The sequence below is a fragment of the Pseudomonas sp. IzPS59 genome, from assembly GCF_014863505.1.
Taxonomy (GTDB): domain Bacteria; phylum Pseudomonadota; class Gammaproteobacteria; order Pseudomonadales; family Pseudomonadaceae; genus Aquipseudomonas; species Aquipseudomonas kribbensis.
The window spans coordinates 1,578,994-1,596,192 of the sequence record NZ_CP062251.1 but is presented as its reverse complement, the minus strand read 5'-3'; the positions used below and the strand labels follow the sequence as shown (position 1 = coordinate 1,596,192).

18 protein-coding genes and 1 tRNA gene are annotated in these 17,199 nt (G+C 59.9%); 5 read left to right on the top strand and 14 right to left on the bottom strand.

The annotated features are described in order from the left end of the window. The first annotated feature begins 263 nt into the window (after positions 1-263). Together IF189_RS07205 and IF189_RS07200 are read left to right on the top strand one after the other, a co-directional pair. A complete protein-coding gene (locus IF189_RS07205) occupies positions 264-1,448 on the top strand; it encodes a cyanate transporter (RefSeq protein WP_192553055.1) in 1,185 nt (394 codons plus the stop codon). Positions 1,449-1,661: 213 nt separating this feature from the next. Next, a complete protein-coding gene (locus IF189_RS07200; protein WP_085710261.1) occupies positions 1,662-2,597 on the top strand; it encodes a LysR family transcriptional regulator in 936 nt (311 codons plus the stop codon). A gap of 3 nt (positions 2,598-2,600) precedes the next feature. On the opposite strand, the gene IF189_RS07195 is transcribed toward IF189_RS07200, so the two are convergent. The 7 genes from IF189_RS07195 to IF189_RS07165 all read right to left on the bottom strand — a co-directional run bounded on the left by IF189_RS07195 (position 2,601) and on the right by IF189_RS07165 (position 9,453). Further along, the gene (locus IF189_RS07195; RefSeq protein WP_192553054.1) at positions 2,601-2,966 is read right to left on the bottom strand and encodes a 5-carboxymethyl-2-hydroxymuconate Delta-isomerase; all 366 of its coding nucleotides are present in this window, start codon (positions 2,964-2,966) and stop codon (positions 2,601-2,603) included. Positions 2,967-3,019: 53 nt separating this feature from the next. Next, positions 3,020-4,228, bottom strand: a complete 1,209-nt coding sequence (locus IF189_RS07190; protein WP_134825795.1) for a low temperature requirement protein A — start codon at positions 4,226-4,228, stop codon at positions 3,020-3,022. A 63-nt stretch (positions 4,229-4,291) separates the two neighbouring features. Continuing rightward, positions 4,292-5,212 carry a LysR family transcriptional regulator gene (locus tag IF189_RS07185; RefSeq protein ID WP_085710257.1) on the bottom strand — a complete coding sequence of 307 codons (921 nt, stop codon included), beginning with the start codon at positions 5,210-5,212 and terminating at the stop codon, positions 4,292-4,294. A 70-nt stretch (positions 5,213-5,282) separates the two neighbouring features. Next, a complete protein-coding gene (locus IF189_RS07180; RefSeq protein WP_192553053.1) occupies positions 5,283-7,391 on the bottom strand; it encodes a DUF6311 domain-containing protein in 2,109 nt (702 codons plus the stop codon). Continuing rightward, positions 7,388-7,771 carry a GtrA family protein gene (locus tag IF189_RS07175; RefSeq protein WP_225739952.1) on the bottom strand — a complete coding sequence of 128 codons (384 nt, stop codon included), beginning with the start codon at positions 7,769-7,771 and terminating at the stop codon, positions 7,388-7,390. Before IF189_RS07175 ends, IF189_RS07180 begins: the two co-directional genes overlap by 4 nt. Then, positions 7,771-8,481: a class I SAM-dependent methyltransferase gene (locus IF189_RS07170; protein WP_134825793.1), complete on the bottom strand. Its 711-nt coding sequence runs from the start codon at positions 8,479-8,481 to the stop codon at positions 7,771-7,773. The genes IF189_RS07175 and IF189_RS07170 overlap by 1 nt, the downstream gene beginning before the upstream one ends. A 3-nt stretch (positions 8,482-8,484) precedes the next feature. Next, positions 8,485-9,453 carry a glycosyltransferase family 2 protein gene (locus IF189_RS07165; RefSeq protein WP_134825792.1) on the bottom strand — a complete coding sequence of 323 codons (969 nt, stop codon included), beginning with the start codon at positions 9,451-9,453 and terminating at the stop codon, positions 8,485-8,487. Between the two features lie 279 nt (positions 9,454-9,732). On the opposite strand from IF189_RS07165, the gene IF189_RS07160 reads away from it, so the two are divergent. After that, positions 9,733-9,924, top strand: a complete 192-nt coding sequence (locus IF189_RS07160) for a YegP family protein (protein WP_064383113.1) — start codon at positions 9,733-9,735, stop codon at positions 9,922-9,924. A gap of 86 nt (positions 9,925-10,010) precedes the next feature. Here IF189_RS07160 and ppk2 read toward each other — a convergent pair whose 3' ends face one another. The 6 genes from ppk2 to dapA all read right to left on the bottom strand — a co-directional run bounded on the left by ppk2 (position 10,011) and on the right by dapA (position 14,726). Next, positions 10,011-10,835 (bottom strand): polyphosphate kinase 2, encoded by an 825-nt coding sequence (gene ppk2 / locus IF189_RS07155; protein ID WP_192553052.1) that lies wholly within the window; start codon positions 10,833-10,835, stop codon positions 10,011-10,013. A gap of 198 nt (positions 10,836-11,033) precedes the next feature. Further along, positions 11,034-11,123 (bottom strand) — tRNA-Ser (locus IF189_RS07150). An 83-nt stretch (positions 11,124-11,206) separates the two neighbouring features. Further along, positions 11,207-11,920, bottom strand: a complete 714-nt coding sequence (gene purC, locus IF189_RS07145; protein ID WP_085710248.1) for a phosphoribosylaminoimidazolesuccinocarboxamide synthase — start codon at positions 11,918-11,920, stop codon at positions 11,207-11,209. 28 nt (positions 11,921-11,948) lie between these two features. Continuing rightward, positions 11,949-12,710: an MBL fold metallo-hydrolase gene (locus IF189_RS07140; protein WP_085710246.1), complete on the bottom strand. Its 762-nt coding sequence runs from the start codon at positions 12,708-12,710 to the stop codon at positions 11,949-11,951. Between the two features lie 4 nt (positions 12,711-12,714). Further along, the gene (gene bamC / locus IF189_RS07135; RefSeq protein ID WP_134825790.1) at positions 12,715-13,830 is read right to left on the bottom strand and encodes an outer membrane protein assembly factor BamC; all 1,116 of its coding nucleotides are present in this window, start codon (positions 13,828-13,830) and stop codon (positions 12,715-12,717) included. A gap of 17 nt (positions 13,831-13,847) precedes the next feature. Beyond that, positions 13,848-14,726, bottom strand: a complete 879-nt coding sequence (dapA, locus tag IF189_RS07130; RefSeq protein WP_085710243.1) for a 4-hydroxy-tetrahydrodipicolinate synthase — start codon at positions 14,724-14,726, stop codon at positions 13,848-13,850. A 310-nt stretch (positions 14,727-15,036) separates the two neighbouring features. Here dapA and IF189_RS07125 point away from each other — a divergent pair, with 310 nt between their 5' ends. Both IF189_RS07125 and IF189_RS07120 read left to right on the top strand, forming a co-directional pair. After that, the gene (locus IF189_RS07125) at positions 15,037-15,597 is read left to right on the top strand and encodes a glycine cleavage system protein R (protein ID WP_085710242.1); all 561 of its coding nucleotides are present in this window, start codon (positions 15,037-15,039) and stop codon (positions 15,595-15,597) included. Between the two features lie 10 nt (positions 15,598-15,607). Beyond that, the gene (locus IF189_RS07120) at positions 15,608-16,081 is read left to right on the top strand and encodes a peroxiredoxin (RefSeq protein ID WP_134825789.1); all 474 of its coding nucleotides are present in this window, start codon (positions 15,608-15,610) and stop codon (positions 16,079-16,081) included. 34 nt (positions 16,082-16,115) lie between these two features. On the opposite strand, the gene IF189_RS07115 is transcribed toward IF189_RS07120, so the two are convergent. Then, on the bottom strand, positions 16,116-17,186 hold the full coding sequence (locus IF189_RS07115) for an AI-2E family transporter (protein WP_085710240.1): 1,071 nt from the start codon (positions 17,184-17,186) through the stop codon (positions 16,116-16,118). Positions 17,187-17,199 lie beyond the last annotated feature (13 nt).

Below are 17,199 nucleotides of genomic sequence, written 5' to 3'. Positions count from 1 at the left end.
GAAAACTTCATTGACCCGGGCAATGAAAACTCTACGTAGCCCCCCATCAATTTTTTGTGAAAAAGAAGCCAACGATTAGTTGGCTCATGAAATAACCATGAAATCCGGACATTCGTCAGGTGTGATTCAGAAAAAGTACAGCTCGCTCCGGCAAAGCACACGGGACGCGTATCGACTTTTTAAATACCCCTCGGGATTTTCTGATTTGCCGGCGCCGGTAGCGCGCCCGCCTAATCGACGGCCTCTGATTCAAAGGTCTGAAGATGGAAAACGTTCGCGCCACTGCCCGCCCCGCCGTCTGGCTGATGCTCGGTATCGTCCTGGTCGCCCTTAACCTGCGCCCGTCGATGGCCGCCGTCGGGCCTTTGCTGTCGGCGATTCGTGGCGATATTCCGCTGAGCTTCAGCCTCGCCTCGCTGCTGACCATGCTGCCGGTGATGGCCATGGGGCTGGCGATGTTTTTCGGGATCGGCATCAGCCAGCGTCTGGGCGAGCGACGCACGGTGCTGCTGTCATTGCTGATCATTGGTGTGGCGACCCTGTCGCGGCTGTTTCTCGACTCGGCGGCGCAACTGATCGTCAGCGCCGTGCTCGCCGGAATCGGCATCGCGCTGATTCAGGCGTTGATGCCGGCCCTGATCAAATCTCGGTTTCCCGACAACGTGGCGCTGTGCATGGGGCTGTATGTCACGTCGATCATGGGCGGCGCCGCGCTGGCCGCTTCGTTCGCACCTCAGGTGATGCTCGGTACCGGCAGCTGGCGGGCGGGGCTGGCGGTCTGGGCGGCATTGGCGTTGCTCGCGTTGCTGTTCTGGTTGTCACAACGCGATGACGCACCGCCCGTCGCAGCCAGTGCGGTGAGAAAAGAGGCCTTCTTCACCCATTCCCGCGCCTGGCTGCTCGCCATCTTCTTCGGTCTGGGGACAGCGTCCTACACCTGTGTACTCGCGTGGCTGGCGCCGTACTACGTGGAAAACGGCTGGAGCGAACAGAATGCCGGTCTGCTGTTGGGTTTTCTGACGGCCATGGAGGTTCTTTCCGGTCTGGTGGTTCCCGCTATCGCCAACCGCAGCCGTGACCGGCGTCTGGTGCTGGGTGCCCTGTTGGTGCTGATCATTGCCGGGTTCTGCGGCTTGATCCTCAGCCCGCAACACTTGAGCCTGTTGTGGCCGTGCCTGCTGGGTCTGGGAATTGGCGGGCTGTTCCCGATGAGCCTGATCGTCTCCCTCGATCACCTCGACAACCCGCAGCGCGCCGGCGGGCTGACCGCGTTCGTGCAAGGCATCGGCTACCTGATTGCCGGCCTGTCGCCGCTGCTGGCCGGGGTGATCCGCGATCGACTGGGCAGCTTCGAATGGGCCTGGTGGTCGCTGACGGCTGTGATGGTGGTCATGCTGCTGATCGTGCTGCGTTTCGACCCTCGACAATACCCCCGGCACTTTCGCTGATCGGGCGTTGTGCACGGTGCTTCACCCCTCTGGCTAAAGGCTTCTGGCCATCTTTTACAGGATCGTTTTGGCACGTCGTATTACTAAAACTTTCTGTCCCACAACTGTCCGTGAAAAATCCTACAGGGCTTTCTCCTGGCACCATCGTTCCGTTACGATCATGCGCACACGTTTGCGCGGATTCGGCGCAAGGAGCACAGCGAGACAGAACGGATGCTGAACAGTAACTTGCTTAGAAAGCTCGACATGCAGGATCTCATGGTGTTTGTCGCCGTGTATGAGCAAAGCAGCGTCACCGATGTGTCGGAGGCGCTGTTTGTCAGTCAGTCCACCGTCAGTTACTGCCTGAAGAAACTGCGTACCAGTTTTGAAGACGAATTGTTCGTCAACACCCGCACGGGCATGCGCCCGACCTACAAGGCCAGCAGCATGTATGGCCATGTGCAGAAAATCCTCGAAAGCATCAACCTGTGCCACGCCGGCGCCCCGACCTTCGACCCGATGGCGCAACCGGTGACCTTCAACATCTGCGCCCCGGAATACTTCGAACAGCTGATCCTGCCGCGCATGCTGAAACGTTTCGACTTCGACGATCTGCCGGTGATGGTCAACATGCACAAGTTCGAAACCGACGTGCCGGCGCAAGAGTTGCGCGATGGCAGCCTCGATCTGGTGATCTGTTTCGGCCCGCATTTCCACCGCAGCCATACCGACCTGAAATCGCGAATGCTGCTGGAGGATGATCTGGTCTGCGTCTTCGACAAACGTGCGACGCCGCTGGAACCACGCCTCAGCCTGCAGGCCTTCACCGAACGCCGACATGTGTTCCCGACACCGTGGACGTCGACCACCAACATGGTCGATGGCTGGCTGGCGCGGCAGGCGCAGAAACGCCAGATCGTCGCCCGCTCCAACAGTTACAGCGCGGCGTTGAAGATGATCACCGGCACCGATTTCATCCTCACCCTGCCCCGGCGGATCCAGCGCTTGCTGACCAACGACGCGGTGTTCAATCACTGCGAGGCCCCCAATGGCCTGCCGGGGTTCACCCTCGACATGCAGTGGAGCCACAACGTCGATCAGGACAGCGCCAACCTCTGGCTGCGCGAGCAGGTGATCAAGACCTGCGCGGAGCTGGAGGCGGCCTGAGTCTTACACGCCGATGGCGACTTTGCTGTAGGACTCACGGTCGATATCGAGCAGTTCCACGCTCAACTGCACTTCGACACCGGCCGGCCACTCGCACAGGTCCTGCAGCACCGCCAACAGGTTTTGCGAGAGTTGCTTCTTGATCTCCGGGGAACGACCGCTGAGCAGCGCCAGCCTCACCGCCACAAAGGCCCGCTCGCTCATGGCGGTGCCGACCTTGAAGGTTTCGACCTTGACCGCACGGCTCTTGATATCGAACTCCGCCGCGAACTGACCGGAACCCACCAGGGTGTTGTTGAGCCGGATCAACGCCACATCGGCGTTCAGTTGCGGCAGGTTGGCGGTGTATTCCATGTGCAGGTGTGGCATCGCAAGACTCCAGTCGGTCGGCAGAAAGGCCGTACATATAACACAGCTACGCCCTACTCTCCTGCGGCTTTTTCCGACACAGGAACGGGAAGCTCCCGACGCAGTGCCAGGGTTTCCCAGATCGCCACGAGCACCACGACTGCTGTGGTCAACGCACCCAGCGCCAACGCCGAAAACCAGTGATTCAGTGCCGGCGGCAACAACAGCGTGAGCACCACCAGCCCGAATACATGGGACAGGGGTGGAAACGGTCGGTCAGCCATGACCCACTTGAACAGCGCATTGCCGAGCAGAAACAGCCATGGCCCGGCGATGATCACGACGATACCGGCGTCGCTGGCGTGATCCGGATGCACCAGCACCAGTTCGTCGGCCACCGCACTGACGATGACCCCGGCGACAATCAGCACATGCAAGTAGGTGTAGGCGATTCGCGCCTGGCGCCCGGGGTCGGCGGAATGGGCGATACGGTGGTGCGCGCGCTCGGCACCGCTGTCGAAGTACACCCACCACATGGCGATGCTGCCCAGCACCGCCACCAGAAACGCCAGCAGTCCATCGTGGCCCGGAACCAGCTCGGCGAAGGTCGCACCGGTCACCAGCAACGACTCACCCAGAGCGATGATCACGAACAGCGCACAACGCTCGGCCATATGATTGCCTTCGACATTCCAGTCGCTCAGTGACGAGCGTCCCAGCCCCGGCACCCAGAAATACAGCGACGGCGAAATCAGTTCGATCAGCAGCGCCAGCGCCCAGCAAAGCAGTCGCTGCTCGCCTTCGACAAACGCCCCGCCGATCCAGAACACCCCGGACAACGTCAGCCACGCGAGGATGCGCTGGAAGTTGCGCGTCATGTTCAGCGACTCGCCGCGCACCGCCCAGATCGCGAACAGCGTGCGCCCGACCTGCATGAACACGAACGCCGCCGCGAACATCAGGCCGCGCTCGGTGAATGCCTTGGGAATCGAAGACGAAAGCAGCAAACCGGCGATCATCAGACCGAACAGCCCGAGGCGCACCGGCAGTTTTTCCGGGTCGAGCCAGTTGGTGATCCAGGACGTGAAGATCCACACCCACCACACCGCGACCATCATCAGCGTCACCTGCACCGCACCGATAACCGACAAGTGCGCGAGCAAGGTGTGGGACAGTTGAGTCACGGCAAACACGAACACCAGATCGAAGAACAGCTCGACCATGCCGACCTTGCCGCTGTCGAGACTGCCGCGCCCACGCAACAAACCACGGGAAATGCTCATGGGTCGAGGCTCCGCCGAATTCAGATGTTACTCAGCAAAGCAGCCGGACCACAGCTCGGCAAGTCAGAGCGGCGAGTGGGGCCGCTCGCTCATGAATTGCTCCAGCCGCGAGCGCAGCCAGCGCTCGGCCGGGTCGCTGTCGACATGGCTGAGCCAGACCATCGACAGGTCGAGCGTCGGGGTCTTGAACGGAAACGGTTCCTTGAACAGCAGGCCCGAGGCGGCCATGGCTTCGGCGGTGTAGTCCGGCAGGCTGGCGATCAGATCGGTGCCCGCCAGCAGCGCCGGCAGTGCGCTGTATTGCGGCACCGACAACACCACCTGACGGGTTCGACCGAGGTCCGCCAGCCACTCATCGGCATAACCACTGACATTGGCCGTGTGGGAAACCAGCACATGGGGCCGTGCGCAATATTCGTCTAGGGTCAGCGGGGTGGCGGACTTGTCGGCGCGCAGGATGCTCGGCTGGATATGCCGGAGCAGTTTGCGCTTGGCATTGGCCGGCAGGCCACGGGTCTGGCTGATGCCGACGGTGATGTCGCCAGCGGCCAGCAAATCGGGAATTCGCCAGTAATCGACATGTTGCACCACGAACGCCACGTTCGGTGCTTCCTGGCGTAAGGCGCGCAACAGCGGCGGCAACAGACCGAACTCGACGTCGTCCGACAGGCCGATGCGAAAGGTCATGGTGCTGACGGCAGGATCGAAATCACGGGTCAGGCTCAGCGCCACCGACAACGAGTCCAGCGCGGGTTTCAAATGGCGATAGATATCTTCGGCGCGGGCCGTCGGCTCCATGCGATGACCGACGCGAATGAACAGCGGATCGTTGAGCATGGTGCGCAGGCGATTGAGCGCCGAGCTGATGGTCGGCTGTCCGAGAAACAGCTTTTCGGCGGCCCGGGTCACGTTGCGTTCGAGCATCAAGGTCTCGAACACCACCATCAGGTTGATGTCGGCCTTGCGAAGTTCATTGCGGTTCATCCATTGCCCCCTGTCCCCGGAATGCGGGCAGTGTAGAAAGCCCCGCCGATATCGTCTATGCGCCCATGGATCAGTTGACGGTCAGCGTCTTCAATCCCAGGGCCAGTTTTCTCGGGTCCTGCCCCATGCCCAACTGTTGGGGGCTGATCGCGTCGGCGAACTGCAACTGCAATCGCAGCAAACCTTCTTCTTTGATCCGTTGGCGGATTGCCGGGGTCAAGCTCAGTTCGAGCGTGTTGCCATCAGCCTTGTCCAGTGAGGTCGACAGTGCCTCGAGGCCATTGAGCCTGACCACGACACCCTGGCGGACATGGAACGGTGCAAGGAACGCCGTGGTTTCAAGGTGCAGCGTTCGAGCCGATTCCGGGATCCGCATCACGAGTTCAGCGTCCTGGCCACTGGACCATACGCCCCACGGCTCGGGAACCGACCAGCCCTGTGCAAGAAACACATTGCCGGCAGCGCCAAAGCCGAACGGCGTCTTCTGACCGGCCGGAAGTTCAGTGATCAGTTGCTGCGGGGCTTTTCCAGCGGGCAACTGCAAACACTCTCGGCACTGCTTCCAGCCCGGCGCCAGCACGGTGAAGCCATCGATTTCGGTCAAGAGATCGTTTTGGGTATTGACGGTCTGAACCGCCTGCAACAGAGCGCGATCACTGACCAGGTACAACGAGTCGGCATCGTAGTGCCCGGACGCCAATATCTCGGACGTGTGTTGATCGGCGCGAACTCGTTGCCCGGTGCTCATGCGTCCGAGGTAAACCGCATCCGTCGACAAACCATGGCTCGCGGCAAACGCGGCGATATCGAGCCATTGCGGTGAGTAGTTCTGCGGCAGGATCCAGCGAATCTTCGGGTAATGCGCGGCCGCGCTTCTCCAGAACGGATCGACAAAACGACTGGCCCACTGAGCCGACGGCTCGACCATCAGATGCTTGCGTACCACAGACCAGCCGCTACGGGTGTCCGCGACCTGAACCACGAGGGCCAATGCCAGCAGACAGATTGCCGTGCGCGGCTTGTTGGCACGAATCACCAGAAAAATGATCAGCAGGATGATTGCGTAGTAGACCGGCCAGAACATCCGCCCTGAAGCCCGGAAAATATTGGCGATCGCGATGACTTTTTCCGGCAACGGATAAGAGAAATTCAACGGCCCCAGTGCAATGTTGTTGGACACGGCAAAAACAGTCAGTCCGACCATGGCCAGCAGCAAAAAAGGATATCGGCGCAATCTCGTGCCCACGCCTGTCTGCCCCTGCAACCCACCGACTAACCCACAGATGGCCAACAGCAAAAGCCCCAGCCCGAGAAACCCGAAGCCTTCCAGGTCCCCCACGCTGCCCGGTATGTCTTTGAGGGTGTAAGACCATGCATTGGCGCTGAACAGAGTCAGGATATTGGCCCGGTACAAACCAAAACCATCAGACGCTGCATCGGCACCACTCACTGAAAAATACCCGGCTTGCCAGCAACAGACACTGACCAGAGCAAACAGCGCGACCAGCTCGACCGCTGCATTGCGCACCGTCATTCTGCTTTTGAAGCAACGGGCAGCAAGATCCGCCACCCAGATGAGCGCGACCATCGCCAGCAAATAGGCGTGAATCAGCGCCGTACATCCCAGCAATACTCCCCAGGCCAGACGCCGGCGCTCATCGCCTGGACGCAGCGCCAGGTATAGCGCTGCCAGAATCAAGAAATGTCCGGCCAGTGACAGATGTATCGGCATGCGCATGATCATCGGCGGTGCAAACAGAAACAGCGCAGCGCCCAAGGCGCGCAAGGTCACGTTTGGCGTGATCAGCCCCAGCAGTTTCCAGGCGAACCACGATTGCAGCATGAAACAGCCGAGAAACCACAGGCCGAAATACTGGAACGTCTCGGGCAATAACCCGGCGAAAGGCTTGAACAACAATGCCAGCAGCGGATTGGAGTCGGAGAAGATCAGGCCGTTGCCCAGTTCCAGCCCATAGGTAGGGTTCAGGCCCAGCGGAAAGGTCCAGGGTGACTGACGGAAGAACACCCACCCCAGATAATGCGTTGCAGGATCCCCCTGCCCCAGCCAGGCAATGTTCTGCGGGTTGAGCGCGCGCGGGCCGACCACGATGAAAAAGGCCAGGACGCCGATCATCAACGGCAATAGAGTGACAGCCAGGCGCCTTGCCGAGTCCTTCATCGATACGTCCAGAAGTTATGCAATACAAAAGTGAATGCCGGAATGGTCAGCGCGACCGCCACGATTCCCAGCAGATAGTGCAGGCCGGCCATCTGGGCGGCCCAGGCCACGAACATCGCCAGCATGAAGCCTCCTGCCGAGACCATCAGGAATCGCAGCAGGGTCTTGCCATGCAACCTCGCGGAAAAGCTCCAGGTGGTGTTGATCACGTAGGACACCACCGTCGCCACGACAAAAGCCACGCCGTTGGCCAGCGGCGGTTGAGGGCTCACGAAATTGATGAACAACACGGCCACCAGCGCATGCAGGGCCGTGACGAACAGCCCCGTCACGGCAAAGCGCAAGCCGCGCCGGATAAGTTCGGAGCGCTGTGTCGCCATCAGGGTTTGCGCGCCAGCACGAATACACTGAGACCGGCCAGACGGTTCATGCCCATCAACGGCAACTCGAGACGGCACAGGGTTTTCAGCAGCGTATTGACCAGCGGGTGGTGCTTTTTCAACTGCGAACGTGGCGCCGAACCGCGTGAAGCGCCAGGTATCAGGCGTGACGCGACGGCAATCGGGAACACCGCACCGAAGTAGTAGGTGCCCCGCTCGACCATCAGTCCGGCGTTCCTTGTCAGAGACTCGAACTGTCCCAGGGTATAGCGACGTTTGTGCTCGAGGAAATCATCGTGCCCGCTCCACATGAACCGGAACGCCGGCACGGTCATCAGGAAGCGACTGCCGGAGGGCACTTTGTCGACGTAGGACTTGAGCAGGCCGAGGTCGTCATCGACGTGCTCCAGCACATCCATCAGCAACACCAGATCGGCGTCCACGGCGTCGATCGAGCGGCGGTAATGAACCGGTTTGCCGACAGTGGTGGCACTGGAGTCGGCCGGATAGCTGATGTCCACGCACCACGCTTCTCGCGCGGCGGTGTGAGTCAACAGATGATGGGAAAAGAACCCCGAACCGGCGCCGACGTCGAGAATGCGTTTGATCGGTGCCTCACCCAGCAATCGGCGGGTCGCTGCCGCTTTGGAGCAGTAATACCAATGCTCGCCGATGCTGTCGCCGAGGATGTCGGTTTCCTTGAGATCCATGCTTCAGTCCTTCGGGTCATAAATGCGGCGCACCAGGAAAACCGGCCGGCGCTTCGCTTCGATATAAGTGCGGCCCAGATACTCGCCAAGCACACCGATGCCGATCAACTGCAAGCCGCCAAGGAAGGTCACGGCGACCATCAGCGACGCATAACCGGGCAGGTCGATGCCATACATCAGCGTGCGGACCACAATGAACATGGCAAAGGCGAACGATATCAGGGACACCAGCGCTCCCAGATACGTCCAGATCCGCAACGGCTCGGTGCTGAAGCTGGTGATGCCTTCGAGCGCAAAATTCCACAGCCGCCAGCCATTGAACCGGCTCGTTCCGACCGCCCGTTCCGGGCGCTCGTACTCGATCTGGGTGGTGCGAAATCCGACCCACGCAAACAGGCCTTTCATGAACCGTCGGGACTCTGGCAGCGTCAGCAGCGCGTCCACCACACAACGATCCATCAAACGGAAATCGCCGACATTCTCGGGCAGTGACTGATCGGCGATCCGGTTGTGCAGACGATAGAACCAGGTGGCGGAAGTCTGCTTGGCCCAAGAGTCGTTGCGGCGGCTGATGCGATGCCCCAGCACCACTTCATAACCTTCACGCCAGCGCTCGATCATTTGCAGAATGACCTCGGGCGGATCCTGCAGATCGACATCGATCGGCACCACAATCTGCCCGGTGGCCGTCTGCAAACCGGCGGAAAGCGCTGCTTCCTTGCCGAAGTTGCGGCTCAGATCGACGATACGGATCTGCGAATTGCTCTGCTGGCAGAGCAGCAGGCGCTCCAGTGTCGAATCGGTACTGCCGTCGTTGACGAACACCAACTCAAGGCTGATCTGCGCCTCACGCTCGAACACCTGACGAATGCGCAGGAGAAAGCCGTCGAGGCTGTCCTCTTCATTGAATACGGGAACCACCAGCGACAACGTCACCGGGCCCGCATGTTGCGTTCCATGCGAATGGGTCAATGGACTGCTCTTTTCTTATAGTGTTTGTCGGTCGCCGAACAAATTTCGACGCCATGAGCCGCCCCGTATTAAGCAGCACCACTGGTGCTCATGCAAGGGTGAAAAAAGGACGTACTCGCCAATCCGAAGGCTGATCCCGACGCTCTGCCCCGCGCCTTGCAGAAACATTGTCGAACGATTGGAAACAAATCCCCGATAGCCAAATGAGAAAGCTCCGCTAGGCTTGCGAGCATGCGTCAAACAGCTTGTCGCAATATCCCATCGCATGGAGCGAACTGAATGTATTTCGAGATTTACAGGCAATCCAAAGGCACCCCGAGTACCGGCAAAGGCCAGTGGCGCTGGCGGCTACGGGCAGGGAACCATGAGACGGTTGCCAGTGGCGAGTCGTATGTGAACAAGGCGGATTGCCTGCACGTGATCGAGTTGATCAAGGGCGTGCAGGGGGATACGCCGGTGAAGGAGATTTGAGGGCTGGCTGATTACCCTGCAGAAATGAAAAAGCCCCGTGAATTCTCATCTGCGGGGCTTTTTGAATAGCGATGGAAAAACACTCTTCAGAATTTTTCAGGGATGTGCCTGTAGGGATAATCCGATTCCTTGTAACCACCCGGTTTTTGCCGCTTGGGCAGTTCGACCTTCTCGCGCGAAACACTCTTGTACGGAATGCGGCTGAGAAGATCGGAGATGATATTCAGGCGCGCTCGCCGTTTGTCGTTGGAATCGGCCACCAGCCATGGCGCATATTCGGTATCGGTTGCCTTGATCATATCGTCACGCGCCCACGAGTAGTCGTACCAGCGGCTGTACGACTTGAGATCCATGGGCGAGAGCTTCCAGATTTTTCGACCGTCCTTGATACGTTCTTCCAGCCGACGGGTCTGTTCTTCCTGACTGACGTTCAACCAGTATTTGAGCAGAATCACCCCGGAATCGACGATGGCATGCTCCACCAGAGGAACCGTCCTGAGAAATTTTTCGGCCTGATCCTCGGTACAGAACCCCATCACCCGCTCGACGCCGGCGCGGTTGTACCAACTGCGATCAAAGATCACCACCTCACCCGCCGCCGGCAGATAAGGCAGGTAACGCTGCATGTACATCTGGCTCTTCTCACGCTCGCTCGGTGCCGGCAACGCCACCACCCGGAACACCCGAGGGCTGACCCGATCAGTAAGCGCCTTGATCGTCCCCCCCTTCCCCGCCCCGTCACGCCCCTCGAAAATCACACAAACCTTGATGCCCTCGGCCCTCACCCATTCCTGCAGCTTGACGAGCTCAACGTGCAGTCGACGCAACTCCGCCAGATAGTCTTTGCTCGACAGCTTCGGGCGATCTGCGGGGGTGTCTTTGGGTGAGTCTTTCTTCCTTCCCTTTGCCATGACCGAACCTCATGCATTGAAGGGGCTGACCGCCGGATGGCTGGCGGCCCATGAGCTGGAATGCAGGAGTTTAGTCAGTTAATTCGGAGTGTGAGCGGCCTGGATGCGCTGGAGCATTGCGCTCCGTACATTGGTGCAGGGTGGACTGATCAGAAAAAAAGCCCCGTAGATCTTCATCTACGGGGCTTTTTCTATGTATGGCGGAGAGATAGGGATTCGAACCCTAGGTACCGGTGAAGGTACAACGGATTTCGAATCCGTCCCATTCGGCCACTCTGGCATCTCTCCAACGGCGCGCATCATAACAACACTTTTATCGAAAGCAAACCCTCTTTCGAAAATTTCTCCGTGCTATCAGATGCTTGCGTCGATTAAAGCGGTACGCCCAGACGGTTGGCGACTTCTTCGTAGGCTTCGATGACGTCACCGAGGCCCTGACGGAAGCGGTCCTTGTCCATCTTCTTCTTGGTGTCCTTGTCCCACAGACGGCAGCCGTCCGGGCTGAACTCGTCGCCCAGGACGATGGAGCCGTCGCTGAACACGCCGAATTCAAGCTTGAAGTCCACCAGCAAGAGGCCTGCGTCGTCGAACAGCTTGCTCAGGACTTCGTTGACCTTGAGCGACAGTTCTTTCATGCGAACCAGTTGCTCGGCGGTGCCCCAGCCGAATGCCACAACGTGGGATTCGTTGATGAACGGGTCGCCCTTGGCGTCGTCCTTCAGGAACAGTTCGAAGGTGTACGGGTTGAGCTTCATGCCCTCTTCGACGCCCAGGCGCTTGACCAGGCTGCCGGCGGCGTAGTTACGCACGACGCACTCGACCGGGATCATGTCGAGTTTTTTCACCAGTACTTCGTTATCGGCCAGCAGCTTGTCGAACTGGGTCGGAATGCCGGCCGCTTCGAGTTTCTGCATGATGAAGGCGTTGAACTTGTTGTTCACCATGCCCTTGCGGTCGAGCTGCTCGATGCGCTTGCCGTCGAACGCCGAGGTGTCGTTGCGAAACAGCAGGATCAAGCGGTCAGCGTCGTCGGTCTTGTAAACCGATTTGGCTTTGCCGCGGTAGAGTTCTTCACGTTTTTCCATGATGGGCTCCGCTTGCTAAGTAGATGGGCTAGGCGATGTGGCGCCAGTCGAGCCCTGAATCTTGATCGGCCAGTTGCAGCCAGTCCGGGTCGCACCCGAGGGTGTCGACAAAACATTGCCGGGCCAGCTGCGGCAGGTTGTTCTTGCTGCTCAGATGGGCCAGGACCAGGTGTTGCAGGCCTTGCCAGCCCAACTCGGCCACCAGGAATGCCGCCTGATGGTTGTTCAGATGTCCCAGCTCGCCGCCCACCCGCTGCTTGAGAAAGTACGGGTAATGACCACGGGCCAGCATGTCTCGGCAATGATTGGACTCGATCATCAACGCATCGAGGTCCCGATAACCGTCCAGCACCTGCTCACAGTATGAACCCAGATCGGTCAGCAGGCCGAAGCGCCGCTGTTCCTGATCACTGAAGACATACTGGGTCGGTTCCTGTGCATCGTGGGCCACGGCAATGACCCGGATGTCCAGAGCACCGATCTGCAGTTGCTCGCCGCCGGCCACGAAGCCTGCGGGTTCAATCGGTTTGCGCATCCCGCGCAGTGTGCCGCGACTGAGGTAGACCGGCAGATTGTAGCGCCGAGACAGCAAACCCACGCCATGCACGTGGTCGGCATGTTCGTGGGTCACGAGTATCGCGCTCAGTTGCGCCGGGTTCACACCCAGGCGCAACAGGCGTTTTTCGGTTTCCCGCAGGGAAAAACCACAATCCACCAGCACATACGTATCAGCACTGGCGATCAGCGTGCCGTTCCCTTGGCTACCGCTGCCGAGAACGGCAAAACGCATTGGATCAGCCCAGGTTGTCCTGAATCACGCTCAACACTTTGCGGGCCACATCGGCCGGGGCAACGGTGTTGATGTTTTTCTCGACGGTGACCTGAACGCTGTCGCCAACCTTGCTCAGGCGAACCTGATAACGCTCGGCACGGGCTTCAACTTCTTCCTTGGTCGGCGCGCTGCCGAACAGGCTGCTGAAGAAACCAGGCTTCTCGTCTTTCTTCTCGGCCTTTTCGGCCAGGTTGATGTAGTACAGGCCCAGGCTGCGGTTGATGTCTTCAACGCGCCACTGACCTTGCTCCAGCGCACGACCGACGCTCGACCAGGCACGATCCAGATCCGAACCGACGTTCAACACCGGGTTGCCGCTGCCGTCTTCGCTGAGGCTGACGCGGCTCGGGGTATCGAAATCACGGGATGCCAGCATCGACACCGAACCGCCCTTCTCGGAAGTACGGCTCATGCTCGCGAGCATGTCGTCGACCAGGGCAGCGTCCAGGCCAGTGTTGACCGAACGGTTGGTGAAATCGACATTGGCGGTGCTGCCGGCAGGACGCTCGGCGCTGACCACGTAGATTTCACTGGTATTGCGCTGCACGCCCGGCTCGATGCGCACCCGCACGCGGGTTTCGCTGTCGGCACCGACGCCGGCGGCGCTCAGGCGCTTGGCCATGGCGGCGGACAGTTCGTCGGAATGCTGCCAGGTGGTGGTGAACTCACCGGTTTGCGGACGCTGTTCATCCAGACGGAAACCGTTGTCCTGGAAGAACTGCACAGCCACTGGCCAGACTTCGGCCGGTGGATGCTGACCCATGACCCAACGCGAATCACCGCTCTTCTGCAGCGAGTAGTCGCTGGCGTCGGCAATCGCCGACAGCGGCTGAGGACGCGGAACCACGTATTCGCCGGTAGCGGTGTCGTCGGCGACGTTGCGCGGGATCGGCAGCAGCGGATCCAGACGCTTGGAGGTGCTGACACCTTCTGGCAGTTGCATCGGTGCAGTCTGTTTCGCTTCCAGGTAGTCGCTACCACGGTCACGGAAATAACCTTCCGGGCCCCAGATCCATCCGCAGCCACTGGTGCTGGAGATAATCAAGGCAAGTGCGGAAAGTCCGGCCATTCGCTTCATGCGTTGTACTTCCTCAATTAAACCAGGACGCTGCACTGGCGCAGAGCCGAGCGCAACGTTTCATGACAAGGAGCGCTCAGCCAGGTCAGCGGCAGGCGAATGCCTTCGTGCATCAGGCCCATTTCGACCAAAGCCCATTTCACCGGAATCGGGTTGGCTTCGATGAACAGGTCCTTGTGCAGCGGCATCAGTTTTTCATTGATGGCCCGTGCGGTCTCGGCGTCGCCCTTGAGCGCGGCCTCGCACAGGTCGGCCATTTCGCGCGGGGCGACGTTGGCGGTGACGGAGATGTTGCCTTTGCCGCCCAGCAGGATCAGTTCTACGGCGGTCGGATCATCGCCGGACAGCACGATGAAATCCTTGCTCACACCGTCGAGGATTGCCTTGGCGCGTTTCAGGTCGCCAGTGGCTTCCTTGATACCGATGATGTTCGGCACGGTGGACAGGCGGATCACGGTCTCGGCCTGCATGTCGCAGGAGGTGCGGCCGGGAACATTGTAGAGGATCTGCGGAATGTCGACCGCTTCGGCGATGTGTTTGAAGTGCTGGTACAGGCCTTCCTGGGTCGGCTTGTTGTAGTACGGGACGACCAGCAGGCAGGCATCGGCGCCGGCTTCCTTGGCGTTGCGGGTCAGCTCGACGGCTTCGCGGGTCGAGTTGGCGCCGGTACCGGCGATCACCGGAATGCGGCCTGCCACCTGTTTGACCACGGCTTTGATGACGGCAATGTGTTCTTCTACATCAAGGGTTGCCGACTCGCCGGTTGTACCGACCGCGACAATGGCATGGGTGCCGTTCTTGAGATGGAAGTCCACGAGTTTGCTGAGGCTGTCCCAGTCAAGACGCCCTTGTGCATCCATGGGTGTGACCAGTGCCACCATACTGCCCGCAATCATGAAACCGCTCCTGCCGGAAAAAGAGAGCGGTAATGGTACTGGCGCCAAGATGCTTGCACAAGCGAAGTACTGCGCCGCCATTCCCCTTGGCGCCGCTTTTCGCTACCCTTCAGACTTTGATCGGTACTGATCAGCTTGTGCGCCGGGTTCCTGCCCCCCGTTTCGGCCTTCCAGACCCCGTTCCAGCGTCGCCGCCTTACGCTTCCTTTATTGGAGCCGTGGCGACAGGCGAACCGGGTCTTCCGGACAGGTATGTCCCGGCACTCAACGCCCTCACCCTACCGACCGCTCATCGCTTTAGGAATGCTGCATGTCCACCCCCACAGTTCGCGAACAATTCCTTGTCATCAGTGCCCTCGGCGCCAATCCCATGGAGCTGACCAACGTCCTGTGTCGCGCCAGCCATGAAAACCGCTGCGCGGTCGTCACTTCGCGCCTGACCCGCCACGGCGAGTGCAGTGCACTGGTGCTCGAAGTTTCCGGCAGCTGGGACGCCCTGGCCCGCCTGGAAGGCAGCCTGCCGACCCTGGCCAAACGTCACTCGTTCACGGTCAACGTGGTGCGCAGTGCCGCCCTGGAAAACCGTCCGCAAGCCCTGCCGTATGTGGCTTACGTGTCGTCGGCCTACCGCCCGGACATCATCAACGAGCTGTGCCAGTTCTTCATGGATCACAACGTCGAGCTGGAAAACCTGACCTGCGATACCTATCAGGCACCACAGACCGGCGGCACCATGCTCAACGCCACGTTCACCGTGACCTTGCCGGCCGGTACCCAGATCAGCTGGCTGCGCGACCAGTTCCTGGACTTCGCCGATGCCATGAACCTCGACGCGCTGATCGAACCGTGGCGCCCACAGAACCCAATGTAAGGAAGCTTTCATGGCCGTAGCTATCGATCAACCGGTTGCCGACTTCGAAGCGCCCGCCACCAGCGGGCAGACCGTCAGCCTCTCGGCCCTCAAGGGCAAGCAAGTGGTGATCTACTTCTATCCGAAGGACAGCACCCCGGGCTGCACCACCGAAGGCCAGGGTTTTCGCGATCAGTACGCCGCGTTCAAGGCTGCCAACACGGAAATCTTCGGTATCTCCCGCGACAGCCTGAAGTCGCACGAAAACTTCAAGTGCAAGCAGGAGTTTCCGTTCGAGCTGATCAGCGACAAGGACGAAGCCGTCTGCCAGCTGTTCGACGTGATCAAGCTGAAAAAACTCTACGGCAAGGAATACCTGGGCGTAGATCGCAGCACGTTCCTGATCGACAAGAATGGCGTTCTGCGTCAGGAATGGCGCGGCGTGAAAGTGCCGGGTCACGTGGATGCAGTGCTGGCCGCTGCTCAGACGCTGAACAAGGCCTGATCCTTTCGGCGCCCTGGCGGGCGCCGAATTACTTTCAAAGCAATGGCGCCACCACCGGTTCCTTGCGCGGCCACGCATCGAGCACAGCCTTGAACAGCGTCGCCAGCGGAATCGCGAAGAACACACCCCAGAAGCCCCACAATCCGCCGAACAACAGCACCGCGCAGATGATCGCCACCGGGTGCAGGTTGACCGCTTCGGAAAAGAGCAGCGGCACCAATACGTTCCCATCCAGTGTCTGGATGATCCCATAGACCGCCATCAGATAGATGAACTGATCGCTCCAGCCCCACTGGAACAGCGCAATCAGCATTACCGGCACCGTCACCACCACCGCCCCGACATACGGCACCACCACCGACACGCCCACCAGCAACGCCAGCAGTGCCGCGTAGTTGAGCCCGAGGGCGACGAATGCAATGTAGGTCACCCCGCCACAGATCACGATCTCGATGACCTTGCCGCGAATGTAGTTGGCAATCTGCCGGTTCATTTCCTCGGCAACCCGAGTGATCAGCGCTCGCTCACGCGGCAGATACCCGCGTACCCATTCGCCGATCATCACCCGGTCTTTCAAGAAGAAGAACACCAGGATCGGCACCAGGACCAGGTAGATCATGATGTTCACCAGCAGCGGCAGACTCGACAACGAGAACGTCAGCGCCCACTGGCCGAATTTACCGATCTCGCCGCGCGCCGCCTCGATGGCTTGCAGCACCTGCTCGTCGGACACCAGATGCGGATAGCGCTCCGGCAGCAGCAACAGCAGCGATTGCCACTTGGCGAGCATGCCCGGCAGCTCGTTGAACAGCGTGATCAATTGATGCCAGAGCAGCGGCAGCACCACAACGATGAACAACAGCAGCACGCCCATGAACAGCGCAAACACCAGCCCCACCGCCGCGCCACCGGGCATGCGCAGGCGCTCAAGCGTGACCACCAGCCCCTGCATCAGATACGCCAGCACCATCCCGGCCAGCACGGGCGCGAGCATTCCGCCAAGGGTAAGCACGGCGGTGAAGGCGAGAAACAACAACACCGCCAGCACCACCGCCTCTTCATCGGAAAAGTAGCGCTGAATCCAGTCGCGTAACACTTTGAACATCAATAATCCTTAG